The following is a 23,203-nucleotide window of genomic DNA, read 5'->3' as shown; positions in this document are numbered from 1 at the left end:
CACGTTCCACTCGCAACGCGCCGCTCGCCACTCGCCACTCGGATCAGCCATGACCCGCATCATTTCCCCCGAGGCCGAGACCGGCGAAGCCTATGACCGCGCCCTGCGGCCCCAGACCCTGTCCGAGTTCGTCGGCCAGTCGCAGGCCAAGGGCAATCTGAAGGTCTTCATCGACGCGGCGCGCGGGCGGGGCGAGGCGCTGGACCATGTGCTGCTGTTCGGGCCTCCGGGCCTGGGCAAGACGACGCTGGCGCAGATCGTGGCGCGCGAACTGGGGGTGGGGTTCCGGGCGACGTCGGGGCCGATCCTGGCCAAGGCGGGCGATCTGGCGGCGATCCTGACCAATCTTGAGCCGCGCGACGTCCTGTTCATCGACGAGATCCACCGGCTGAGCCCCCAGGTCGAGGAGATCCTGTATCCGGCCATGGAGGACCATGTGCTGGACCTGATCATCGGCGAGGGGCCGTCGGCCCGGTCGGTGCGGATCGACCTGGCGCCGTTCACGCTGGTCGGCGCCACGACGCGGGCGGGCCTGTTGGCGACGCCGCTGCGCGACCGGTTCGGCATTCCGCTGCGGTTGGAGTTCTACAGCCCCGAGGAGTTGACCGCCGTGGTGCGGGGCGCGGCGCGCAAGATGGGCGCGGGCATCGACGAGGGCGGGGCGCTGGAGATCGCGCGCCGGGCGCGGGGCACGCCGCGAATCGCCGGACGGCTGCTGCGCCGGGTGCGGGATTTCGCCGACGCCGACGGCTGCGAAACCATCACCAAGGCGGCGTCTGCCCGGGCGCTGGCGCGGCTGGAGGTGGACGAATCCGGCCTGGACAGCCTGGACCGCCGGTTCCTTAAGGCGCTGATCGAGAACTATGGCGGGGGGCCGGTGGGTATGGACACCCTGGCCGCCGCCATCGCCGAGGCGCGCGACGCGGTCGAGGACGTGATCGAACCCTATCTGCTGCAGCAGGGCTTCATCATGCGCACCCCGCGCGGCCGGGTGGCCTGCGCCAAGGCCTACGCCCATCTGGGGCTGAGCGCGCCGCAGCAGCCCCCCGCCGGCCCCGTGCCGGGCGACCTGTTCGAATGAGGATCGGCTTCGATCCAGGCAAGGATGCGAGCAATCGCGCCAAGCATGGATTGTCGCTGGCGCGGGCGGCCGACATGGATCTTCACGCCGCCGCCGTCCTTGCCGACGACCGCCAGGATTACGGCGAGCCACGATGGCGCGCCTATGGTATATTGGACGGGCGGCTGCATATGCTGGCCTTCACCTTCCGGGACGGGACGTTGAGGGCCAGAGCGAACGCCAGGGAGTGCAAACGCTATGGCTGATCCCAAACTCAGCCTCGATCCGAACGACTACGCGGACGTCGAGATCGACGATTCAGACAATCCCGAATGGACCGACGAGGACTTCGCCAAGGCCCAGCCTCTGCGCGAGGCCATGCCGGACCTCTACGCCCGGCTGACCGCCGAGCAGGACGTGGCGCTGAAGCTGTCGGCGGAGACGATCAAGGCCTTCGCCGAGGAGGGTGAGGACTGGCGCGAACGGATGGCGCAGGCCCTGACGGACGCGGCGCGGCGCAAGCGCGCGGCCTGATCTCCCGCCCCCTGTTCGAATAGGCGTTGCCAAGCCGGGGCGGATCGGCGTTTGCTGGCGCGGCATCGGAGCGCCCCATGATCTTTCGTCCTGTCGCGGCATTGGTTTTGAGCCTTGGATTGTGGGGCGGCCTGGCGGCGCCGACGCCAGCGCGCGCGGCGGCGCCCGTCTTCACCGAAAAGCCCTGTCCGGCCGACTGGCCCGCCGACGTGCGCAAGACGACGTGCGGAACCCTGACGGTGGACGAGGCGCGCGGGACGGCCAGCGACCGTCGCATCGAGGTGGCGGTGGTGGTGCTGAAGGCCAGCCAGCCGTTCAAGGACGCCTCAGGCCGGGCGCTGCCGCCGGTGTTCATGTTTCACGGCGGGCCGGGCGGAGCGCTGACGCCGGGCGTCGGCAATATGCTGCGCGCGCTGGCCCGGCGGCCGGACCTGATGGCGGTGGATCAGGACGTGGTCCTGTTCGACCAGCGCGGCGGGGGGCGGGGCGATCCGTCGATGGACTGTCCGGGGGTTCAGCTGACCGATGCGGGGCCGCCGTCGGACGTCGACCGCGACGGGTTGATCGCCTGTCTGAAAGCCTATCAGGCCAAGGGGATCGACCTGAACCAGTACAACGCCGCCGTCATCGCCGACGACGTGCGCGACCTGGCCCACGCGCTGGGTTACGACAGGATCGACCTGTGGGGCGGCTCATACGGGCCGCGCATCGAGGCGGCGGTGATCACCCACCAGCCGCAGATCGTGCGGGCGGCGGTGATGGACAGCCCCTGGCCGCCCGAGGGCGCCTGGGCCGTCGGCACGCCCGAGCAGGTGTCGGCGGCGGTGCGGCTGATCCTGGCCAAATGCCAGGCGCAGGCGGCGTGCGCGGCGCGACATCCGAACCTGCAGGCGCGGTTCGAGTCCGAGGCGCGAAAATGGCTGGCCGGGCCGGTCACGGGCAAGGACGGGCGCACCTTCACCGTCGACGACCTGTCGGCGTTTCTGATGGATACGACCTATAGCGCGACGGGGGTGCGGCGGCTGCCGGCCGATCTGGAGGCGATCATCGCCGGCGATTTCGCGCCGGTGGCCGAGATCGCGGAAGACCGCACCTACTACACCGAAGGCCAGCACATGGCCCATCTGTGCAAGGAGGAACTGCCGTTCGAATCCAAGGCGCGGCTGGCGGCCGGGGCGGCGGGCGATCCTGTGGCCGAGGTGCTGGTCCCGTCGCTGTCGCGCCTGTTCGACGTGTGCGACGCGGTGGGCGAGAGCCCGGCCGCGCCCATCGAGAACCAGCCCGTCACGACCGACATCCCGACCCTGTTCGTCGCCGCCGAGATCGACCCCGGCTGTCCCCCGCCCCTGACCGAGGCGGCGGCCAAGGGCTATTCCCGTAGCCAGGTGGTGATCGTGACCAACGCCACCCACGGCGTCATCAACGCCAGCCCCTGCACGCGAAAGATGGCGCGCGACTTCCTGCGCGATCCGTCCGCCCCGGTGGATCGCAGCTGCCTGCCGGCGGCGGATACGCCGCTGGACTTCATCGAGGCCGCCTCGGCGGGATAGGCCATGCGTGCGCGGTTTTCCCAACAGCGACGGACCACGGCCTTGATCGCGGCGGCGGGGGTGCTGGCGCTGTGCGCGGGCGGGGTGTGGCTGGCGACGCGGCCGAGCGGCGCCCCGGCGCCCGAACCGGCGAACGAGCGGGTGATGCGTCAGATCCGTATGCAGGCGGGGCGCGGGGCCGAGCTGCGCTATTCCGAACCGGGCCAGAGGCGGGCGGTTTGCGGCTATTTGGGACGCCGCGCTGGCGGGCCGGCGACGGCCTTCGTCTCCATCCCCAACCGCATCCTGTTCAGCGACGACCCCCTGCCGACCGAGTTCCGCGAGATGCGGCTGCGCTATTGCCCCGGCTTCACCGGCGCGCCGGCGGGGGCGCGCTGAGGCGTCGGTTGCGCTAGATTGCGGTCATGAGCATCGACCTTCCCACCGCCGGCCGATTCGAGGGGCGCGACCATCTGTTGCCGGTGCGCGTCTATTACGAGGACACCGATTTCACGGGCCTGGTCTATCACGCCAACTATGTGCGGTATTTCGAGCGGGGCCGGTCCGATTTCCTGCGCGCCATCGGGGTAGGGCACGCCGATCTGCTGGAGGAAGCCGAGCCGCTGGCCTTCGTGGTGTCCGAGTTGAACATCAAATACCTGAAGCCCGCGCGCATCGACGACGCCCTGGTTGTCCGCACCGTCTATGAGCAGGTGAAGGGCGTTCGGCTGATCATCCGCCAGAGCGTGGAGCGGGCGGGCGAGGTGCTGTGCCGGGCCGAGGTGACGGCGGTGTGCATCCACCTGGACGGCCGCCCGCGCCGACCGTCGAAGGGACTGGTCGAAAAGGTGACGCCGTGGCTGGCGGGGGCGGGGTAGAACCCTCGTATCCCGCTCCTCCCGGCGAAAGCCGGGACCCAGTGCTTTGGGCGAAGGTTGCATGAGATCAAAAGTCGGTGGTCATCCGACGCACCCTCTCTGCGAAAGACCTGGGTCCCGGCTTTCGCCGGGATGAGCGGAAAGAGAGGGCTGTCGGGTCTCGGCGATTGCTCTAAAATCACCGCGAAACGTGGGGAAAGATCATGGCGAACGAAACCTACAGCATGTCGGCCAGCGCGGTCGTGGTGTCGGGGCTGCTGGCATTGCTGCTGGTCGGCGGCGGGCTGGTGGGCTGCCCCTATTACAAGGTCTGGGAGCGCAAGATGGCGGGCCAGGCCGAGTTGCAATACCAGCAGGGCGCGCGTCAGGCGCTGATCGCCCAGGCGGCGGCGGAAGACGAGGCGGCGATCAAGCGCGCCGAGGCGGCGACGCGCCGGGTGCTGGGCTGGACCGACGCGGCCAGGCGCGGCTGCGCCGAACTGGGCCGCCCAGGCGACCGTCAGTGCGAGGAACAATTGCTGAGGGACGCCGCCACCTATTCCATCGCCAAGGAAGGCCACGAAGGCGTCATCATCAGCGTCGGCGCCCCGGTGTCGGTCGCCGTCGATCCGACGCGGCGGCCAGCGTCGGAGTGACTGAACACTCCCCCCGACGCGCCGTCGCCTGATGTGACGCCATGATCATCGGCTCAATCGACGTCGCCATCCGGGCCGGGGCGGCGGTGACGATCCTGTTGCTGGGGTGGCTGATGCTGGGGCATCGGCGGCGGCTAGGGCTGCCCGCCATCCTGTTCGCGCCCCTGGCGGCGTGCGTCGCCGGTTTCGTGGTCGGCAATACGCCGCTGACGACGATGAGCCCCGGCGGGTCGGTCGGGGCGATGGCCAATATGCTGAGCGGTTTCACCGTCGTCTTTCTGTGGTGGTTCTGCCTGTCGTGTTTCGACAGCCGGTTCCGGCTGAAGGGCGGGGTGCTGGGCGTCGGCCTGGCGTGGGGGCTGATCGCCGCGATGGACCGGGGGCTTCTCGGCAAGGCGCTGGCGCAGACAAGCTGGTCGGTCGTGCTGGTGCCGCTGGGGTTCGCCATCGTCGGCCATATGGTCTGGCGCCTGCTGGCTGAGCGTCAGGGCGACCTGATCCAGCGGCGCCACGACGCGCGCATCATGGTGGCGGTGCTGCTGGGCGGGATGCTGTGCGTGGACCTGACGGCGGACGTGCTGTTCGGTTTCGCCTGGCGTCCGCTGGCCTTCGCCATGGGGCAGAATCTGGCGGTGCTGGCGTTCGGCCTGTGGCTGGCGGGACGGCTGCTGAGCGTGCGGTCCGATGTACTGACCTTCGGCGCGGCGGACAGGACGCCGCCGCGATCGGCGCCTGACCGCGACGACGCGCTGCATCGCCGCCTGAGAGGTCTGATGGAGACCGAGCGGGTCTTTCTGGACGCCGACCTGACGTTCGCGGCCTTTGTCGCCCGCATGGGCGCGCCGGAGCGCACCGTGCGTAATCTGATCAACCGCGAGCTGGGACATGACCATTTCCGCAGCTTCCTGAACCACTATCGGGTCGCGGAGGCCCGGCGTCTGTTGGGCGCGCAAGCGCGGGCGGACGACAAGCTGATCGCCGTGGCCCAGGACAGCGGATTCGCCTCGCTGGCCAGCTTCAACCGCGCGTTCCGGGCGATTGAGGGATGCGCGCCCAGCCAGTATCGCGCCGCCGCCCGGCAGGCCGAGGTTCCCACCGCACCGGACGTCGCCCGCTTTTGAGCGGCGAAAAGCCGGGTTTTGAGAAGACGCCCGCGGCCCGCGCCGATAGTCCGCCGCCGTCGAACGGAAACGAGGTGGACGTATGAATGGATTGATCGGTTTGGGCGGCGTGCTGGTGCTGCTGCTGGGAGTCGGAACGGTGCTAGGGCTGCTGGACCGGCGTCGCTTTTCGATGCGGTGGCTGGTCGTCGCGGCGGTTCTGGTCGCTGTGAATGACGCCCTGCTGACCGGATTCTACGGCCGGCTGCCGGACATGATCGGCGGAGCCTGGAACTGGCAAGGCAAGCTGCTGGCGCTGGCCGCCACCCTCGCCATCGCCGCATGGCCTGCGTTCGGATGGCGCCGCGCGGGTCTGACCCTGACCCAGGCGACCGGCAGTCTGAAGGCGGCCCTGCCGGTCGCCGTGCTCTACTGCGCCTTCTTCGTGGCGATCGCCCTGGTCTTTCCTGGCGGGCCGGCCACAGGCGAGGATGTCGCGTTCCAACTGACCCTGCCCGGCCTGGAGGAGGAGCCCTTCTATCGCGGCGTTCTGCTGTTCGCCCTGTGCCAGGCGTTCACCGGGACGAAGCGGTTCCTCGGCGTGGACTGGAGCTGGGGCGCTGTCCTGTCCTGCGCCCTGTTTGGATTGGCGCACGCCTTCGGCTTCTCGAACGGGTCCTTTTCTTTCGATCCGATGACGATGGCGCTGACGGCTCTGCCCTCGTTCATCGCCGTCTGGCTGCGCCTGCGCACCGGGAGCCTGTTGCTGCCCGTCCTGCTGCACAATTTCGGCAATTCGTTTTCGTTGATCGCCTGAGCGGCATAGGGATCGGACGTGCGGTAACCCGCTGTTAACCCTTATGACGCGCCTGTCAGATGACGGGCGGTCGGGTCGTCGTTAAACGGGCCGGACGCCACACAATGGTCACGTCGGCTGGGTCGAAGACGAGGTGACCGATCCCGAATCCGCCCGGAGCGCCTGAATGACCCTGCCCGTCGACGCCTCGATGATGAACCCCGTCGAGCTGTTCATGACCGCCGACTGGGTGGTGAAGACGGTCATGATCGGCCTGGCGGCGGCCTCGATCTGGTCGTGGACCATCATCATCGACAAGGCGGTGCGGTTCACCGCCCTGAACCGACAGGCCGACGAATTCGAAAAGGCGGTGCAGTCGGGCCGGTCGCTGGAGGAGGTGTCGGCCCAGGCCGGGCCGGAGCCGGACCACGCCCTGCCGCGCATGCTGGCCATCGCCCTGTCGGACTGGCGCGAGGCGCGGCAGCGCGGGGCGCTGAACGAGCACCAGGGCGACCTTCTGATGGTGCGGATCGACAAGGCGATGAACAGCCTGATCGCGCGCGAGAGCCAGCGGATCGAGAACGGCCTGGGCGTGCTGTCGGTCGTGGCCACGGCCTCGCCCTTCATCGGCCTGTTCGGCACGGTCTGGGGCATCATGAATGCGTTCGGGCGGATCGCGGCGGCGGGCAACACCAATCTGACGACGGTGGCGCCGGCCATCGCCGAGGCCCTGTTCGCGACGGCCATCGGCCTGGCGGCGGCGATCCCGGCCTATATCGCCTATAACAAATTCTCCATCGACGCGGGCAAGTTCACCGGCCGGCTGGAGGCGTTCGCCGACGACCTGCAGGCTGCGGTCGCGCGCCGGCTGGGCGCGCCGTCGGCCCCGCCGCCTCCGCCCCCGCCGGCCTCCGACCTCAGCCTGAAGCGGGGCGGCTGAGCCATGGCGCTTGGCGGTGGTGGTTCGAGCGGCGGCGGGCGTCGGGGTCGGCGCGGGCGCAAAGGCCCGCTGACCGAGATCAACGTCACGCCCCTGGTGGACGTGATGCTGGTGCTGCTGATCATCTTCATGATCTCGGCGCCCCTGCTGACGGTGGGGGTGCCGGTCGAGCTGCCCAAGACCGAAGCCAGCGCGGTCGAGACCAAGTCCGAACCCCTGTCGGTCAGCATCGACCAGCAGGGCGCCATCTTCGTGGGCGACAGCGAGACGGCCTTCGACCAGCTGTCGGCGCGCCTGCAGACCGAGGCGGGCGGCGCGGACAAGGCGGCCGAGCGGCCGGTGTTCGTGCGGGCCGACGGGCGCGCGCCCTATCAGGCCGTGGCGCGGGTGATGGCGCGGTTGAGCGCGTCGGGCTTCACCAAGCTGAACCTGATCACCGACACGGCGCCGGAGGCCTGAGCCTTTGCGTCGTCCGAGCCCGGCCATCCTCGGATCCCTCGCCCTGCACGCCGGGGTGATCGCGCTCGCCTTCGTGACGTTTTCGCACAGGACCGAGGAGGAAAAGCCGCTGGTGGCCTCGGTGCCCGTGACCATCGTGTCGCAGGAGGTGGTCCAGGCCGCGCCGGCCGACAATCCGCAGCCCGAACCCTCGCCCGACGACGCCGCGACCGCGCCGGTGCAGCAGCCTGATCCGGTTCCGCCGACGCCCGAACCGACGCCGCCCCAGCCCACGCCGCCCCAGCCGCGTCCGCAACCGCAGCCCCAACCGCGCCCCACGCCGACGCCGCAGCGTCCCACGCCGGCGCCCACGCCCGCACCGACCCCCCGTCCGACGCCCACGCCGACCCCGCGTCCGACCCCCACGCCGCCTCGACCGCAGCCCCGGCCCACGCCGCCTGCGCCCGCGCCCTCGCCGCCGACCAAGGCCCAGCCGACGCCGCGTCCCAGCAACCCCGCGCCCGCCCGCCCGGCCCCGCAGCGCACCGAACCCAGCCTGGATCTGGACGCCCTGGCCGGCCCGACACGCCCGACCAACAATCGCGGACGCCCGGCTACGGGTCAGCAGGGGGCAGGCGCGGCGTCCCAGGCGACCGGGCCGCAGATCACGGCCATCTTCAACCAGGTGTATCCGAACTGGATTCTGCCCTGCGACATTCCCGGGGCGGACCAGCTGAGGATCCAGGTCGAACTGACCCTGTCGGCGGACGGGCGCATCACCAGCGGCCCCAACCTGATCAACGCCCAGTCCTCGAACGTCTATCGGGCCGCCGCCGACGGCGCCCTGCGCGCCCTGCGCCAGACCGCGCCCTTCGACGTGCCGCAGGGTTTCCCCGGCGGCGTCTATCGACCGACGTTCAACACCGAAAGGGCCTGCAGAAATCGGTGAGCGTCAGTCCAACGCCTCGCGAAGCGCATTGATATGCTCTGTCGTGACGACAACCCCCTTGCGGTTAGGCAAGAGCGGTATGCCGTTGCGAAACTCCACCGTCGGCGTCTCCGCTTCCAGCGTTTCTCGCGCCAGGTCGGAAACGACCTTTCCAAGTGGACGGCCGGTGCGAGCGGACATGGCTCTGGCCGCGCTCAGCACATCATCGTCAAGGTTGAGGGTCGTGCGCATGGCGTCAGACTATCATGCTGAAAGCTCACGCCAAGATGCCTGCTCCGTCCCGAAAGTCGCCCCATTCGCCGTCAAGCTGGCGAAAGTCGAACGGCCCGGCGATAAGGGGCGGCGATCCTTTGAGACTTGTGGGAGCACTCGATGCGTCTGAACCTTCTTCTGGCCTCCGTGGCGGCGGTCGCGATGGCGGCGCCGCTGACGACGGCGGCCCAGACCTCGCAGGCCACGCCGGCGCGTCAGAACCAGCCGGTCGAGGTCGAGATCGACCAGGGCGTGCTGCGGCCGTTGCAGATCGCGGTCGTGCCGTTCGCGGGGACGCATGGGTCGGACATCTCCAGCGTGGTCAGCGCGAACCTGCGGCGGTCGGGCTTCTTCGAGCCGCTGAACCCGGCCAGCTTCATCGAGACCGGCCTGACCCTCGCCAATGCGCCGAACTTTCCGCAATGGACCCAGATCGGGGCGCAGGCGGTGCTGTACGGCGGGGTGACGATGCGCGGCGACGGGCGGATGGACGTCGGCTTCCGCCTTTATGATCCGTATCGCCAGTGCCAGCTGGTCAGCTATCAGTTCACCGCGACGCAAGAACAGTGGCGCCGGATCGCGCACAAGATTTCCGACGTCATCTATCAGCGGATGACTGGCGAGGCGGGCTTCTTCGATTCCCGCGTGATCTTCGTGTCCGAGGAAGGTTCGGCGCTGAACCGGATCAACCGCCTGACCATCGCCGACCAGGACGGGTTCAACCCGACCTATCTGACGCAAGGGGACGAGGTGATCATGTCGCCGCGCTTCTCGCTGTCGCAGCCGGACGAGATCACCTATGTCGCGCTGGGCAAGGATTACAGCCGCATCTACCTCTATAATCTGACGACCGGCCGGCGCGAGAGCCTGGGCGAATTCGACGGGCAGGTGCTGGCGCCGCGCTTCTCCAACGACGGCAACAAGATCGCGTTTTCGATCATCCGGGGCGGCAATACCGACGTCTATGTGATGGACCTGAGAAGCCGTCAGATCACCCGCCTGACCAACGACCCCGGCATCGACACCTCGCCCTCGTTCAGCCCGGACGGCAGCCAGATCGTCTTCACCTCGGACCGTTCGGGTTCGGCGCGGCTTTATGTCATGCGCGCGGACGGATCGGGCCAGCGGCCGATCTCGCGCGGGGGCGGCATCTATACGGCGCCGTCGTGGAGCCCGACCGGCAATCTGATCGCCTTCACCAAACAGGGCGGGGGCCGGTTCTCGACCGGGGTGATGAACGCCGACGGATCGGGCGAACGCATCCTGTCCTCCAGCTACTTCGAGGAGGGGCCGAACTGGGCGCCCAACGGCCGATATGTGATGTTCGCGCGCCAGACGCCGGGCGGCGACACCCGTTTGTGGACCGTGGACCTGTCGGGCCGGGTGGTGTCGCAGGCGGGCTATAACGGGCGCGGCACCGATCCGGCCTGGTCGCCCCTGCTGGACCGGCCGCCGAGCAATCTGGGCTATGGCCAGGGCGCCGACAGCTGCCCGGCCTAAAGGCCCGTCCTCGATCACGGCGGAGCCATAAGTCTCAATACTGCGTTATCGCCTCTGGCGTCCCAAGGGCGCCCGAGGCAGACAGTAACGTCAAGCTTGAGGCCCGCCCCCTTGCAAGAAACGACACGTCAGGAGACGACCCCATGAAGACTTCACGCATCCTCAAACTGGCGATGGTCGGCTGCGCCGTGGCGGCGATGGCCGCCTGCACGCGCAAGCCCCCGGTCGAGACCGGCGTGCCCGGCCCGAACGATGGAACCTCGACCGCGCCGACCGGCCCGGCCTATCCGACCGCCCCGACCGGCCCGGTGACGGGCGGCGGCCTGGGCTCGGCCCAGCCGGGGTCCGAGCAGGACTTTGTCGTCAACGTCGGCGACCGCATCTATTTCGACCTGGACAGCTATGAGGTCCGCCCCGAGGCCATGCCGCGTCTGGACGCCCAAGCTCAGTGGCTGCAACGCTATCCGTCCGTGACGGTCCGCATCGAAGGCAACGCCGACGAACGCGGGACGCGCGAATACAACCTGGCTCTGGGCGCCCGCCGCGCGGAGTCGGTGCGGACCTATCTGATCAATCGGGGCATCCCGGCCGGCCGGATCGACACCATCAGCTTCGGCAAGGAGCGGCCGATCGCGGAGGGCTCCAACGAGGACGCCTTCGCCCGCAACCGCAACGCCCACACCGCCATCGTGTCGGGCGCGCCGCGCTAATCGGCGAAAGACGACTGATCTGAAGGGAGGCGTCGACCGAAAGCCGGCGCCTCTTTTCGTTTCGGCGCTTGGGCCTTGCGGCGGCCCCAAATCGGTGAAAGCTAGACGGATGACCAAGCTCTCGATCTCTCGCGCCCACGCCATCGTCGCCGCCGCCGTCGGGGTGCTGCTGATCGGCGGCGGCGCCGTCGCCCAGCAGGCCCAGCCCAACATCATGGAGCGGACCGAATGGGACAACCGCCGCCTGGACCAGCTGGATCGCAACGTGCGCCGGCTGGAGCGGGCGCTGACCCAGAGGAACGCCGCCGGTCAGCCGGTGCTGGTCGAGCCGGACCCGGAGGTGGTGACGCTGCAGGGGCAGTTCGCCCTGATGGATCGGCGCCTGGGCGACCTGGAGGCCACGGTTCGCCGCATCAACGGCGACAACGAGCGGCTGACCTTCCAACTGGACGAGGCGACGCGGGACAACCAGGCCCTGCAGACCCGGCTGAGAGACGCCGAGGCCCGCATCCAGAAGCTGGAGACCCAGGCCGAACTGAACGCGCCGATCGAGGCGACCTCGCCCACCGGCGACGCGACGCGCGATCTGGCGGCGGCGGTCGCCCTGCTGGCGACCGACAAGCCGCGCGGCGAGCGGGCGCTGGAGACGGTGATCGCAGCCTGGCCCGACACGCCGCAATCGCGTGAAGCCAACTCGCGCCTGGGCGACCTGCGGGTCGCGGCCAACGACAAGGCGGGGGCCGTGCCCTATTACGCCGCCGCGCTGAAGGACTGGCCGCGCATCGGCTGGGCGGCGGATACGACGCTGAAACTGGCCGACGCGCTGTTTTCAACCCAGAGGAAGCCGCAAGGGTGCGCGGCCCTGGCCGAGTTCACGCGCCGCTATGCGCCCTCGGCGTCCGATCCGCAGAAGGCCCGCGCGGCTCAGCTGCGGACCACGGGCGCGTGCGCCGCCTGACGTCCGAAGACGGGAGCTATGGGAGCGAGGGGGGACTGGCCGCGCGCGTCCTGACACGGCTGGATGCGCGGTTGAGCCGGGATGTCGAGCAGCCCCTGGTCCTGGCCCTGTCGGGCGGGGGGGATTCAATCGCCCTGCTGCGGCTGGCGGCCGAATGGGCGAAGACGCGCGGGCGGCGCCTTCTTGCGCTCAGCGTGGATCATGGGCTGAACCCCGAAAGCGGGCGCTGGAACGCCTTTGCGGAACAGGCGGCGCGGGCGGTCGGGGGAGATTGGCGCGGCCTGCGCTGGGACGGGGACAAGCCCCAGACGGGACTGACGGCGGCGGCGCGGTCGGCGCGCCATCGGCTGATCGCCGAGGCGGCGCGGACGGCGGGGGCGCGGGTGGTGCTGTTCGCCCACACGGCCGACGACATCGCCGAGGCCGATCTGATGCGGCGGGAAGGGGCGACGCTGGGACGGGTGCGCGAATGGTCGCCGTCGCCTGTCTGGCCCGAGGGGCGGGGGCTGATGCTGCTGCGACCCCTGCTGGACGAAGGGCGCGACCCCTTGCGCGACTGGCTGAGGGGGCAGGGGGCGGACTGGATCGAGGACCCCGCCAACGCCGATCCGCGCTATGGCCGCAGTCGGGCGCGCCAGGCCTTGGCCGCCGGAGGGGCTGAGCGGCAGCCGCTCTCCGAGGCGCGGGCGGCGTCGAGCGCGGAGGGGCTGAAGAGGGTCGGCGAGGCGGTGGTCGAGGCGTCGCGCGATGTTTCGGCGCGAACCCTGGCGGCGGCCCTGGTCTGCGTCGGGGGCGGGGCGACGCCGCCGAGGGGCGAGCGGCTGGCCGCGCTGATCCGGCGGCTGCGGGCCGGCGAGGCGTTCACCGCCACCCTGTGCGGGGCGCGGATCACGGCTGGGGGCGAGACCGCCAGCCTGGTGCGGGAGGCGGGCGAGATGGCGAGAAAGGGCGCGGCGCCCCTGAGGCTGACGCCGGGCGCGGAGGCGGTGTGGGACGGACGGTTCGCCTTCGTCGCCGCCGATCCGGGCTGGTCGGTCGTCGCGGGGCGCGGGCGATTGTCGCAGCTGTCGGACGCGGACCGGGCGGCGCTGGCCCCGCTGTCGCCGCAGGCGCGGGCGGCCTGGCCGGTGCTCGTCAAGGACGGGGCGCCGGGACCGGTTCTTGCAGGGGCGGGGGTCGAACGGCGCGGGCTTGTCGCGGAACGGCTCAGGCTGGCGCTGGACGAAACGACGCACGAAGACGACCTGATTTCAGCCCCGCGATGGCATAACGCCATGGAACCTCCTATTTTCCCAGACAGACACATCCAGACCGTCGGCCCGAGCGGGGCGGCGGACGACCGAGGACCTCAATGAACCTGCGTAATCTGGCGATCACCGGCGTGATCATTCTGGCGCTGCTGGCGGGCTATGCGGCCCTGTCCCAAGGCGGCGCGATGAACGGCATGGCCGGTCAGCCTGCGGGCGGACGGCCCGAAATCATGAGCTATTCCGAACTGGTGCAGCGAGTGAACGCCGGCGACGTCAAGAAGGTGACGGTGCGGGTCGACAAGGTGAACGGCGAGCTGAAGAACGGCCAGCGCTTCACCTCCACCACCGTCTATCCGAACGAACAGCTGATGGCGAACATGCTGCAGGCGGGGGTCGAGATCGACGCCAAGTCGGGCGGCCAGTCGATCTGGATGAGCCTGCTGCTGGGCATCCTGCCCATCGCCCTGTTGATCGGGGTCTGGATCTTCTTCATGCGCCAGATGCAGGGCGGGGCGCGCGGGGCCATGGGCTTCGGCAAGTCCAAGGCCAAGCTGCTGACCGAGCACAAGGGCCGCAAGACGTTCGAGGACGTCGCCGGCGTGGACGAGGCCAAGGACGAACTGCAGGAGGTCGTCGACTTCCTGAAGGATCCGGGCAAGTTCCAGCGTCTGGGCGGCAAGATCCCCAAGGGCGCCTTGCTGGTCGGCCCTCCCGGCACCGGCAAGACGCTGCTGGCCCGCGCGGTCGCGGGCGAGGCGGGCGTGCCCTTCTTCTCCATCTCGGGCTCGGACTTTGTCGAAATGTTCGTCGGCGTCGGCGCCTCGCGGGTTCGCGACATGTTCGAACAGGCCAAGAAGAATGCGCCCTGCATCATCTTCATCGACGAGATCGACGCGGTGGGTCGCCATCGCGGCGCCGGCCTGGGCGGCGGCAATGACGAGCGCGAACAGACGCTGAACCAACTGCTGGTCGAGATGGACGGCTTCGAGGCGTCCGAGAACATCATCCTGATCGCCGCGACCAACCGTCCCGACGTGCTGGACCCGGCCTTGCTGCGTCCCGGCCGGTTCGACCGTCAGGTGGTGGTGCCGAACCCCGACGTCTCGGGCCGTGAACGCATCCTGCGCGTCCATATGAAGGACGTGCCCCTGGCCGCCGATGTGAATGTGAAGACCATCGCGCGCGGCACACCCGGCTTCTCGGGCGCCGACCTGGCCAACCTGGTCAACGAAGCCGCCCTGACGGCGGCGCGCAAGGACCGTCGCATGGTCACGCATCGCGACTTCGAGGACGCCAAGGACAAGGTGCTGATGGGTTCGGAGCGTCGCTCCATGGCCATGAACGAGGAAGAAAAGCGCCTGACCGCCTATCATGAGGCCGGTCACGCCATCGTCGCCATGAACGTCAAGGCGGCGGACCCGGTGCACAAGGCGACCATCGTCCCGCGCGGCCGGGCGCTGGGCATGGTGATGCAGTTGCCGGAAGGCGACCGCTATTCGATGAAGTATCAGCAGATGATCGACCGGATCGCCATCATGGCGGGCGGGCGCGTGGCCGAAGAGCTGATCTTCGGCAAGGAGAACATCACCTCTGGGGCGTCGTCGGACATCGAACAGGCGACGAAGCTGGCCCGCGCCATGGTCACCCGCTGGGGCTTCTCCGAGAAGCTGGGCACGGTGGCTTATGGCGAGAACCAGGAAGAGGTCTTCCTGGGCCATTCGGTCGCGCGCAGCCAGAACATCTCCGAGGAGACCGCCCGCACCATCGACGAGGAGGTCCGTCGCCTGGTCGCCTCGGGCTGGGACGAAGCGCGCCACATCCTGACGACCAAGGCCGATCATCACGAAAAGCTGTCGCAGGCCCTGCTGGAGTACGAAACCCTGTCGGGCGAGGAGATCAAGGACCTGCTGGAGAAGGGCGTCGCGCCTAACCGCGACGAGAACAACTTCCCCAACGCCGGACCTTCGGTCTCGGTGCCGGTGACGCCGGTGTCGGACGGGACCGAGATCGAGGTTCCCGTCGCCAAGCCCGCCGCGACCAGCGTGCCGACGGTTCACTGAACCGGCATTCGGTTCGGAATGAAAAAGCCCGCCGGGAGAGCGATCTCCCGGCGGGTTTTTCATGAGCGGCGGCAGGGATCAGGCGGGCAGGATTTCCGCGTCCTCGATCATCACCGGGGTCAGGCTGCGTTCGGCGCCGGACGGGTCGCTCCAGGAAATGGTGTGGCCTTCGACCAGGCCGATCAGGCCCGCGCCGACGTGGGACAGGACCGAAACCTTGCCCGCGTCGATGTCGGCGTCTTTCGGCAGGACGATCTGGATGCGGCGCGGGTCGCTGCTGCGGCCGTCGACGTAGTGGAGCCAGCGGTTCAGCGGCACGGCGCCCTTGGGCAGGTCGCCGGATTCGCAGATGACGGCGCGCTCCAGCTCTTCCTGAAGCATGCCCGCCACGCCCTCGCCGGGCATGTCGCCGACCAGGCGGGACAGGGCGTCGTGGTCCTCGGCGCTGAGGAAGATGTCGGGGCGGACGGGCAGATTGGACTTGGCCATGGGGATGTCTCTCAAAAGGGGCATGCGCCGCCACACGCGCGTTCGGCGTCGGCGGCGGGAAGAAGAAGTTTCAGATCGTCGCCCGGAACGGGCAAAAGGCACGCAGCCGTTCCGGGTCAGAAGCCTGCGACGAGGCGTCCCGCGTGGGAAAGGCGTCGAGCCTGGCTGACGAAACGTGTGTTCACGGCTAGAGGCTGGTCCCATGCCGCGCGAAAGTCAAACATCACGCTATTCGATCGGAAATAATCCGTATTTTCGGATTAAAAATCAGTCGGTTCTGAGGGCCACGTTCCCATGTCGTAGAGATACAAAGTGACTTCGTCCGAGTACGCTTGCGCCCATGCTATCGCCTCCGTGACAGATATTCCGGAACGTGAGGCCATGGTGTCGCCATGCGTGATCGACGCGGCTTTATCTGCATTGTCGTGATGAGGTGTGCCGGGCCGAGCGTTGTCGTGCCATGTTGCTTCAGCTACGGCGTCCACTGATCGCCATTTATGGACGTGAACTCGTCTGTCGATAATATTAGCGATCATGGATGAGATGATGTCGATGTTGCCCGTGAAAGTCATGGGTATCCTCAATGTGACGCCTGATAGCTTCTCTGACGGCGGGCGCTGGACCACCACGGAACGGGCGGTGGAGCACGGGCTGCGGCTGGTCGAACAGGGGGCGGACGTCTTGGATATCGGCGGCGAAAGCACCCGGCCGGGCGCCGATCCGGTCGGGACGGACGAGGAGATCGCGCGGGTCGTCCCGGTCATCGCGGGCCTTCGCGCGCGCTGGGACGGGGCGATCAGCATCGACACGATGAAGCCCGAGGCGGCCCGCGCCGCCGTCGCGGCCGGGGCGACGATGTGGAACGACGTGACGGCCTTGACCCATACGCCCGACAGCGCGGGCGTCGCCGCCGAACTGGGGTGCGATATCTTGCTGATGCACATGAAGGGCGAGCCGCGCACCATGCAGGCGAACCCGACCTATGCCGACGTGGCCGGCGAGGTGCTGGACTATCTGCAGGGGCGGGCCGAGGCGGCGATGGCGGCGGGTGTGGCGCGCGATCGGATCTGGGTGGACCCCGGCATAGGTTTCGGCAAGACGCTGGCGCACAATCTGGCCCTGACGGCGGGACTGAGCGCGCTGGTCGATCTGGGGTTTCCGGTGCTGTACGCCGCCAGCCGCAAGCGCACGATCCAGGCTGTCGACCCGACGGCGGTCGAGGCGACCGACCGGCTGGGCGGCTCCATCGCCCTGGCCCTGGCGGCGGCCGCCCACGGGGCGCGGATGGTGCGGGTCCATGACGTGCGCGAGACGGTGCAGGCGCTGAAGGTGCAGGCGGCCATTCGCGACGCCGGTTGAACGGACGCGACGTTCGGTCGCGGTTGAGCTAAGGACAGGGGTCAACCGTCACAGCGTCGCCCATGCCCCTGACCGCCTATATCGCCCCCATTCTCATGCTGGCCCTGTCGAACGTCTTCATGACCTTCGCCTGGTACGGCCATCTGAAGTTCGAGCACAAGCCGCTGTGGCTGCTGGTGATCGCCAGCTGGAGCATCGCCTTCTTCGAATACTGGCTGGCGGTGCCGGCCAACCGGATCGGCATCAAGGTCTATTCTCCGGCCGAGCTGAAGACGATGCAGGAGGTGATCACCCTGTTGGTCTTCGCCGGTTTTTCGGTGCTGTATCTGGGCGAGAAGCTGACGGTGAACCATCTGGTCGGCTTCGCCTTCATCGGCCTGGGGGCCTTCTTCATCTTCAAGGGACCGCTGGGCGCCTGATCGCTTGCCCTGATGGACGGGCTGGGCCATCTGACCCGTCATGTCCTGGATCATGTCGATCAATCCGTGGGCGACGCTGGTCGTCGCCGGTCTGCTGGAGGTTCTGTGGGCCTCGGGCCTGAAGAGCGTCGGCCTGCAGCGGCCGCTGACATCGCTGGGGGTGGGGATCGCCCTGGCCGGAAGCATGATCCTGTTGTGGGTGGCGACGCAGAAGCTGCCGATCGGAACGGCCTATGCGGTGTGGACCGGCATCGGGGCGGTGGGCGCGGCGCTGGCGGGCGTGCTGGTCTATGGCGAGCCCGCGACGGCGGTCAGGGCGGTGTGCATCCTGCTGATCGTGGCGGGGATCGTCGGGCTGAAGCTGTTTTCGGGGGCGGCGGCATGACCCGCGTTGGCACGGATATTCGCGCTCAAGCAGACGCCCGCCGCGCGGGCGGCGGCAGCGCAAAAAAGATGGGTCGGGTGCTGATCCTGGCGGGCTCCGACTCGGGCGGCGGGGCGGGCATCCAGGCCGACATCAAGGCCGTGACGATGATGGGCGGCTATGCGGCGACCGCCATCACCGCCATCACGGTGCAGAACACCCTGGGGGTCCACGGCGTCCATCCGCTGCCGCTGGATCTGATCGCGGCCCAGGGGCGCGCGGTGCTGGACGACATCGGAACCGACGCCTTCAAGACCGGAATGCTGGGCTCGGTCGAGGTGGTGGAGACGGTCGCCGCCCTGCTGGACAGCGCCGACGCGCCCGCCGTGGTCGATCCGGTCATGGTGGCCAAGGGCGGGGCGTCCCTGTTGCCCGATGCGGCCGTCGAGGCGGTCAAATCCATGATGATCCCGCGCGCGGCGCTTCTGACCCCCAATGCGCCCGAGGCCGAGGCCCTGACGGGGATCGCGGTGCATGATGTGGACGGCCAGCGCCGGGCGGGCGAGGCCCTGCTGGCCATGGGCGCGCGGGCGGTGCTGATGAAGGGCGGCCATGTGCCGGGAACGACGGTGATCGACCTGCTGCTGACGCCCGACGGCGAGACGGCGCTGGAGGCCGAACGGATCGACACCCGCCACACCCACGGCACCGGATGCACGCTGGCCAGCGCCTGCGCGGCCGGGCTGGCGCTGGGGCGACCGCTGGAGGTCGCGGTGGCCGAAGCCTGGGCCTATGTCGGCGAGGCGATCCGCCGTGCGCCCGGCCTGGGCGGCGGCCACGGCCCGCTGGACCACGGCTGGCCGGTGCGGGAGTAGGTCGCCGCTTCCCGCCACGCATCATCCTTAAGCCTTGCGCTTAGGATGACGAGGAAAAGGGTCTGTGGATGGTGGTGCGCCGTCACTCCCCGGAGACGGATGCGCTCGCTAAGGGATGGGAAATGAACGACGCCCTGACCGAACGCCTGATCGCCATCGTGCGCGCCGACCCCGCGGTGATGCATATTCTGACGACGGTGCGGGGGCTGGACCTGCCGGATTGGAGGCTGGTGTCGGGCGCGGTCTATCAGGCGGTGTGGAACGTCCAGACGGGACGGCCGGCGGGTTATGGCGTCAAGGACTACGATCTGGCCTATTTCGACGGATCGGACCTGTCCTACGAGGCCGAGGATGTGGTTATTAAACGGGTCGCCGCCGCCTTCGACGCGCCGCTCAGCAGTCAGGTCGAGGTCAGGAACCAGGCGCGGGTTCATCTGTGGTTCCAGGATCGGTTCGGCGAGCCCTATCAGGCGCTGAGATCGACCGACGAGGCGCTGGGACGGTTCGTGGCGCCGACCTTCGCGGTCGGGGTGCGGCTGGAGGCTGACGACGCCATAACCGTCGCCGCGCCGTTCGGGCTGGAGGATGTGTTCTCCATGACCATCCGGCCCAATCCGAACCGGCCCGTGGCCAAAAGCTGGGTCAAGGTGATCGACAGCGCGCGGGCGCGGTGGCCGGAACTGACGGTGGTCGAACCGACCTAGTAAGGCCCGTGCTTGCCGTTGGAGGAGAACTCCGGCGGGGCGGCCTTGTGGATATATTGTTCGGCGACCAGCCAGGCTTTGAAGGGGCGCAGGCAGCCCAGGCACAGGCCGATCAGGATGGGCAGGGTCACGACCCCATGCACCCAGATCGGCGGGTGAACGGTGAAGTCGAACAGCATCAGCAGGATCATGCCCACCACCCCGACCGCCGTCATGACGAAGAAGGCCGGGCCGTCGGCCGGGTCGGCGAAGCCGTAGCTGAGGCCGCAGTCCGTGCAGCCTTCGCGCAGGCTGAGGTAGCCCTTGAACAGCGGGCCTTTGCCGCAGCGGGGGCAACGGCAGGCCAGGCCGGTCTTGATCGTGCTGAGCCGCGGATAGTCCGTCATGGGATCAGTATGCGCGCTGTGGGCGGGCTTGTCGCGTGGACGGGTTGTCCTATCGCCGCCGCGTCACGGTGAACGGCGGTTAACCGCGATTAAAGGGCTTGTGCGGCATGGGTCGGGGGATATGTCCGGGGCCGCGCCGACCAAGCGTATTCTGAAGACGACCGTGGCGGCCGCCGCGGCCGGCGCCGTCGTGCTCGCGCCGCTGTCGCCCCTGGCGCAGGAAGCGGCGCGATCGCGCGATCCGCTGTCCATCGGCATCGGCCAGAACGCCGAGTTCACCCGCGTCGAGTTCGGCGGCGTGATCGGCGTGCGCTCGCGCGTCAGCCGCCAGGGCGACAAGGTGGTGGTGCGGCTGGGCACGACGGCCGCGCCCGACGTGTCGCGCCTGAAGGTCGATCCGCCCGCCGGGGTGAAGTCGGTCGAGACCCGCGCCGCGCGCGCCGGCGGCACGGACCTGATCATCACCCTGGAGGAGGGCGCCGACGCCCGCTCGGGCGTGGCGGACGGGGCAGTGTGGCTGAACCTCTATGCGCCGGGCAAGGCGCCGCAGGGCGGGGACGCGGCCAAGCCGACGACCACGGATGCGGTCGTGCCGGTCAAGGCCGAATCCAGCGCCGACAAGACCGTGTTGACCTTCCAATGGAGCACGCCGGTGGGCGCGGCCGTGTTCCGGCGCGGCGACGCGGTGTGGATCGTGTTCGACACCGCCGCGCGGATGGACATGACCGGCGCCAAACAGCTGGGGCCGGCCAAGGACGCGCGTTGGGCGGCGGGGCCGGGCTACACCGCCATGCGGATTTCCGCGCCCGACGGCATGGGCGTGGCGGCGCAGGGGCAGGGCGGGACCTGGACCGTGACCCTGGGCGGAACCGCGCCCGCGGCTTCGGGCGTCGAGGTCGGGCGGGCCGACGACGGGGCGGCGACCCTGGTGGCGCGGATGGCTGGGGCGACCAAGGCGATCTGGCTGACCGACCCGCTGGTGGGCGACCGGTTCGCGGCGGTGACGGCGCTGGCGCCCGGCAAGGGCTATGGCGGCGGACGGCGCACGGTCGATCTGACCCTGATCCCCACGGCCCAGGGGATGGCGGTCGAGACGGGCGCCGACGATCTGCGGATCGAGGCGGCGGGCGATCTGGTGACGCTGAGCCGGCCCAGGGGGCTGACGCTTTCGGCGCCGTCGGCGGGACTGGAGACCGGCGATCACGCGGCCGATGCGCCCAAGCGCGCGGCCTACCCGGCCATGATCGACGAGGCCTGGGCCGCGACGGGCGAGGCGGGCTTCTCGGACCGCTATCGCCGGCTGCAGGACGCGGCGGGGCTGGAGACCATCGCGGCGGCGGACGATCCGCGCGCGCCCATAGAGGCGCGGATGGCCCTGGCGCGGTTTCTGGTCGGATCGGGACTGAACTATGAGGCCATCGGGGTGCTGAACGCCCTGATCGCCAAGGCGCCGAACCTGCAGGGCGAGCCTGAGGTCCGGGGCCTGCGCGGCGTCGCCCGCGTCGGCGTGGGGCGGCTGGAGGAGGCGCAGGTCGATTTCGCGGGCGCGGCCCTGGCCAACGACCCGGCGACCAAGGTGTGGCAGGGCTATATCGCCTCTGAACAGGGCGATTGGGAGGGAGCGCGGCGCAGCTTCGCCGCCGGCGCCTCGGTGATCGACGATTTTCCCCCGGCCTGGCGCGCGCGGTTCGGCGCCGCCCATGCGCTGGCGGCCATCGAGACGGGCGACTTGGCCGCCGCCCAACAGCTGCTGGCCTACAGCTTCAGCCAGAAGGCGCCGGCGACCGACCAACTGACCGCGCGGCTGGTGCAGGCGCGGCTCTTCGATCTGCAGGGCGACAAGAACCGGGCGCTGGCGGTTTACAAGGCCGTGGCGCGCGCGCCGCTGGACGGCATCGCCACCCCCGCCAAACTGGGCGCCATCGGCCTGGAGATGGACAAGGGCGCGCTGAGCCCCGACCAGGCGGCCCAGCAGCTGGAACAGCTGAAATGGCGCTGGCGCGGGGACGGCACGGAACTGGCCGTGATCCGCAAGCTGGCCGACATCTATCTGAAGCAGGGGCGTTACCGCGAGGCGCTGGACGCCCTGCGCGGGGCGGGCAAGCGGCTGTCGGGCATTCCAGGCGCGACCGAGATCCAGGCCGATCAGTCCAACGCCTTCCGGGCCCTGTTCCTGGAGGGGGCCGCGGATGGATTGCAGCCGGTGCAGGCCCTGGCCCTGTTCTACGACTTCCGCGAGCTGACGCCGATCGGGGCGGACGGGGATGAGATGGTGCGCCGCCTGTCGCGTCGCCTTATCGACGTGGATCTGCTGGACCAGGCGGCCGAGCTTTTGCAGCACCAGGTGGACGAGCGGCTGGACGGCGTGGCCAAGGCCCAGGTCGCCACCAATCTGGCCACCGTCTATCTGATGGACCGCCAGCCGGAGAAGGCGCTGCAGGCGATCTGGGGGTCGCGCACCACCCTGTTGCCCGCCGCGATGAACAGCGAGCGGCGCGCGCTGGAGGCCCGCGCCCTGATGGACCTGGGCCGGTTCGACCATGCGCTGGAAGTGCTGGACCGGGATCAGTCGAACCCGGCGCGCGAAGTGCGGGCCGACATCTTCTGGAAACAGCAGAAATGGGCCGAGGCGGCGCCGATCTACGAGGCGCGGCTGGGCGATCGCTACAAGACCGCCGGAACGGCCCTGACGCCGGGCGAGGAAAGCTGGCTGATCCGGGCGGGCGTGGGCTATTCGCTGGCCGGGGATCGCGCGGGGCTGCAGCGGCTGAGCGGCCGGTATGGGCCGTTCGTGGCGGGCGCGCGGTCGGCGGCCGCGATCCGGGTGGCGCTGGACGACAATCTGTCGGGCGTGGCGGGGACGGGCGACTTCGCCAATCTGTCCAGCCAGGCGGACACCTTCGTCGGCTGGGTCAACAGCGCCAAACAGGCCTTCCGCAAGGAGGCGGACGCGAAAGCGGCGACCTGAAACGGAAACGGGCGGCGACCGCATCGCGATCCCCGCCCGTCGAAGCGTGA

At 69.4% G+C, this 23,203-nt stretch carries 27 protein-coding genes; 23 read left to right on the top strand and 4 right to left on the bottom strand.

What is annotated here, in order from left to right:
• Positions 1-49 precede the first annotated feature (49 nt).
• The 12 genes from ruvB (at position 50) to KZX42_RS07150 (ending at position 8,859) form a co-directional block, all read left to right on the top strand.
• Positions 50-1,081: a Holliday junction branch migration DNA helicase RuvB gene (gene ruvB, locus KZX42_RS07205; protein ID WP_248118435.1), complete on the top strand. Its 1,032-nt coding sequence runs from the start codon at positions 50-52 to the stop codon at positions 1,079-1,081.
• Positions 1,078-1,326, top strand: coding sequence for a BrnT family toxin (locus tag KZX42_RS07200; protein WP_248118433.1), 249 nt, complete (start codon positions 1,078-1,080; stop codon positions 1,324-1,326). The genes ruvB and KZX42_RS07200 overlap by 4 nt, the downstream gene beginning before the upstream one ends.
• Complete coding sequence (locus KZX42_RS07195; protein ID WP_248118431.1) at positions 1,319-1,594, top strand: BrnA antitoxin family protein; 276 nt, start codon at positions 1,319-1,321, stop codon at positions 1,592-1,594. Before KZX42_RS07200 ends, KZX42_RS07195 begins: the two co-directional genes overlap by 8 nt.
• 77 nt (positions 1,595-1,671) lie before the next feature.
• Positions 1,672-3,144 (top strand): alpha/beta hydrolase, encoded by a 1,473-nt coding sequence (locus KZX42_RS07190; protein ID WP_248118429.1) that lies wholly within the window; start codon positions 1,672-1,674, stop codon positions 3,142-3,144.
• A 3-nt stretch (positions 3,145-3,147) separates the two neighbouring features.
• A complete protein-coding gene (locus KZX42_RS07185) occupies positions 3,148-3,522 on the top strand; it encodes a hypothetical protein (protein WP_248118428.1) in 375 nt (124 codons plus the stop codon).
• 26 nt (positions 3,523-3,548) lie between these two features.
• Positions 3,549-4,001: a tol-pal system-associated acyl-CoA thioesterase gene (gene ybgC, locus KZX42_RS07180; protein WP_282438847.1), complete on the top strand. Its 453-nt coding sequence runs from the start codon at positions 3,549-3,551 to the stop codon at positions 3,999-4,001.
• Between the two features lie 203 nt (positions 4,002-4,204).
• Positions 4,205-4,636 carry a hypothetical protein gene (locus tag KZX42_RS07175; RefSeq protein ID WP_248118426.1) on the top strand — a complete coding sequence of 144 codons (432 nt, stop codon included), beginning with the start codon at positions 4,205-4,207 and terminating at the stop codon, positions 4,634-4,636.
• Positions 4,637-4,677: 41 nt separating this feature from the next.
• Positions 4,678-5,757, top strand: a complete 1,080-nt coding sequence (locus KZX42_RS07170) for an AraC family transcriptional regulator (protein ID WP_248118424.1) — start codon at positions 4,678-4,680, stop codon at positions 5,755-5,757.
• A gap of 82 nt (positions 5,758-5,839) precedes the next feature.
• A complete protein-coding gene (locus KZX42_RS07165) occupies positions 5,840-6,553 on the top strand; it encodes a CPBP family intramembrane glutamic endopeptidase (protein ID WP_248118422.1) in 714 nt (237 codons plus the stop codon).
• Between the two features lie 166 nt (positions 6,554-6,719).
• On the top strand, positions 6,720-7,472 hold the full coding sequence (tolQ, locus tag KZX42_RS07160) for a protein TolQ (protein WP_248118420.1): 753 nt from the start codon (positions 6,720-6,722) through the stop codon (positions 7,470-7,472).
• A gap of 3 nt (positions 7,473-7,475) precedes the next feature.
• A complete protein-coding gene (tolR, locus tag KZX42_RS07155; RefSeq protein WP_248118418.1) occupies positions 7,476-7,931 on the top strand; it encodes a protein TolR in 456 nt (151 codons plus the stop codon).
• Between the two features lie 4 nt (positions 7,932-7,935).
• A complete protein-coding gene (locus tag KZX42_RS07150; RefSeq protein WP_248118416.1) occupies positions 7,936-8,859 on the top strand; it encodes a cell envelope integrity protein TolA in 924 nt (307 codons plus the stop codon).
• 3 nt (positions 8,860-8,862) lie between these two features.
• On the opposite strand, the gene KZX42_RS07145 is transcribed toward KZX42_RS07150, so the two are convergent.
• Complete coding sequence (locus tag KZX42_RS07145; protein WP_248118414.1) at positions 8,863-9,090, bottom strand: CopG family transcriptional regulator; 228 nt, start codon at positions 9,088-9,090, stop codon at positions 8,863-8,865.
• Positions 9,091-9,231: 141 nt separating this feature from the next.
• Here KZX42_RS07145 and tolB point away from each other — a divergent pair, with 141 nt between their 5' ends.
• The 5 genes from tolB to ftsH all read left to right on the top strand — a co-directional run bounded on the left by tolB (position 9,232) and on the right by ftsH (position 15,589).
• Complete coding sequence (gene tolB, locus KZX42_RS07140; protein WP_248118412.1) at positions 9,232-10,611, top strand: Tol-Pal system beta propeller repeat protein TolB; 1,380 nt, start codon at positions 9,232-9,234, stop codon at positions 10,609-10,611.
• A gap of 143 nt (positions 10,612-10,754) precedes the next feature.
• Positions 10,755-11,321 carry a peptidoglycan-associated lipoprotein Pal gene (gene pal, locus KZX42_RS07135; RefSeq protein ID WP_248118410.1) on the top strand — a complete coding sequence of 189 codons (567 nt, stop codon included), beginning with the start codon at positions 10,755-10,757 and terminating at the stop codon, positions 11,319-11,321.
• Positions 11,322-11,430: 109 nt separating this feature from the next.
• Positions 11,431-12,279, top strand: a complete 849-nt coding sequence (locus KZX42_RS07130) for a tol-pal system protein (RefSeq protein WP_248118408.1) — start codon at positions 11,431-11,433, stop codon at positions 12,277-12,279.
• The gene (tilS, locus tag KZX42_RS07125; RefSeq protein ID WP_248118406.1) at positions 12,267-13,634 is read left to right on the top strand and encodes a tRNA lysidine(34) synthetase TilS; all 1,368 of its coding nucleotides are present in this window, start codon (positions 12,267-12,269) and stop codon (positions 13,632-13,634) included. The genes KZX42_RS07130 and tilS overlap by 13 nt, the downstream gene beginning before the upstream one ends.
• Positions 13,631-15,589 (top strand): ATP-dependent zinc metalloprotease FtsH, encoded by a 1,959-nt coding sequence (gene ftsH / locus KZX42_RS07120; protein WP_248118404.1) that lies wholly within the window; start codon positions 13,631-13,633, stop codon positions 15,587-15,589. The genes tilS and ftsH overlap by 4 nt, the downstream gene beginning before the upstream one ends.
• Positions 15,590-15,667: 78 nt before the next feature.
• Here the strand turns inward: ftsH and KZX42_RS07115 are convergent, their stop codons facing one another.
• Complete coding sequence (locus KZX42_RS07115; protein ID WP_248118402.1) at positions 15,668-16,078, bottom strand: GreA/GreB family elongation factor; 411 nt, start codon at positions 16,076-16,078, stop codon at positions 15,668-15,670.
• Between the two features lie 260 nt (positions 16,079-16,338).
• Complete coding sequence (locus KZX42_RS07110) at positions 16,339-16,650, bottom strand: hypothetical protein (RefSeq protein WP_248118400.1); 312 nt, start codon at positions 16,648-16,650, stop codon at positions 16,339-16,341.
• On the opposite strand from KZX42_RS07110, the gene folP reads away from it, so the two are divergent.
• The 5 genes from folP (at position 16,631) to KZX42_RS07085 (ending at position 19,799) form a co-directional block, all read left to right on the top strand.
• Positions 16,631-17,437 (top strand): dihydropteroate synthase, encoded by an 807-nt coding sequence (gene folP, locus KZX42_RS07105; protein WP_248118398.1) that lies wholly within the window; start codon positions 16,631-16,633, stop codon positions 17,435-17,437. The two genes, KZX42_RS07110 and folP, sit on opposite strands and share 20 nt — an antisense overlap.
• A 62-nt stretch (positions 17,438-17,499) precedes the next feature.
• Positions 17,500-17,856 (top strand): DMT family protein, encoded by a 357-nt coding sequence (locus KZX42_RS07100; protein WP_248118396.1) that lies wholly within the window; start codon positions 17,500-17,502, stop codon positions 17,854-17,856.
• 40 nt (positions 17,857-17,896) lie between these two features.
• Positions 17,897-18,241 (top strand): multidrug efflux SMR transporter, encoded by a 345-nt coding sequence (locus KZX42_RS07095; RefSeq protein ID WP_248118394.1) that lies wholly within the window; start codon positions 17,897-17,899, stop codon positions 18,239-18,241.
• A 68-nt stretch (positions 18,242-18,309) separates the two neighbouring features.
• Entirely contained in the window at positions 18,310-19,095 is a 786-nt protein-coding gene (gene thiD / locus KZX42_RS07090; protein ID WP_248118719.1) for a bifunctional hydroxymethylpyrimidine kinase/phosphomethylpyrimidine kinase, read from the top strand.
• 122 nt (positions 19,096-19,217) lie between these two features.
• Complete coding sequence (locus KZX42_RS07085; protein WP_248118393.1) at positions 19,218-19,799, top strand: nucleotidyltransferase family protein; 582 nt, start codon at positions 19,218-19,220, stop codon at positions 19,797-19,799.
• On the opposite strand, the gene KZX42_RS07080 is transcribed toward KZX42_RS07085, so the two are convergent.
• Positions 19,796-20,185: a DUF983 domain-containing protein gene (locus KZX42_RS07080; protein WP_248118392.1), complete on the bottom strand. Its 390-nt coding sequence runs from the start codon at positions 20,183-20,185 to the stop codon at positions 19,796-19,798. The genes KZX42_RS07085 and KZX42_RS07080 overlap by 4 nt on opposite strands.
• 121 nt (positions 20,186-20,306) lie before the next feature.
• On the opposite strand from KZX42_RS07080, the gene KZX42_RS07075 reads away from it, so the two are divergent.
• Entirely contained in the window at positions 20,307-23,153 is a 2,847-nt protein-coding gene (locus tag KZX42_RS07075; RefSeq protein ID WP_248118391.1) for a hypothetical protein, read from the top strand.
• Positions 23,154-23,203: the final 50 nt, after the last annotated feature.

The sequence above is a fragment of the Brevundimonas sp. EYE_349 genome, assembly GCF_023147505.1.
GTDB lineage: Bacteria > Pseudomonadota > Alphaproteobacteria > Caulobacterales > Caulobacteraceae > Brevundimonas.
This window is presented reverse-complemented; position numbering and strand designations above follow the sequence as displayed.